This window comes from Streptomyces griseus (assembly GCF_001715295.1).
Lineage (GTDB): Bacteria > Actinomycetota > Actinomycetes > Streptomycetales > Streptomycetaceae > Streptomyces > Streptomyces griseus_G.
The window spans coordinates 207825-208335 of record NZ_MDKB01000001.1 but is presented as its reverse complement, the minus strand read 5'-3'; the positions used below and the strand labels follow the sequence as shown (position 1 = coordinate 208335).

The 511-nt window shown below is 70.3% G+C and carries 1 protein-coding gene; it reads left to right on the top strand.

What is annotated here, in order from left to right; translation table 11 throughout:
* On the top strand, positions 1-511 hold a 511-nt coding region (locus BA175_RS31355; RefSeq protein WP_217493204.1), incomplete at both ends, for an Ig-like domain repeat protein.

Genomic DNA, 511 nt, shown 5'->3' with positions numbered 1-511 from the left:
ACCGTCACCTTCACCGCCCCCGGCGGAGTGAACGAGACGGTCCCACTGGCCGTCGACGGCACCGCCTGCGTCACCACCACCACCCTCCGGACCGGCACCATCACAGCCGTCTACAACGGCGACAGCTGCTTCGCCATCTCCACGGGCGCGCAGAGTGTCACGGTCGATCCGGCGGCCAGCAGCGTCTCGGTGTCGGTCGACACGGATCCCTCCGTGTGCGGCGAGACGGTCACCGTGTGTGCCACCGTCACCGCCGTCGCACCCGGCACCGGCACCCCCACCGGAACCGTCACCTTCACCGCCCCCGGCGGACTCGACGAAACCGTACCCCTGGCCACCGACGGCACCGCCTGCGTCACCACCACCACCCTCCAGACCGGCACCCTCACAGCCGTCTACAACGGCGACGGATGCTTCTCCCCCTCCACGGGCACCGCGCTCGTGACCGTCAACCAGGCAGCCAGCACCACCACCGTCACGATCGACCCCAACCCGTCCGTGTGCGGCGAGA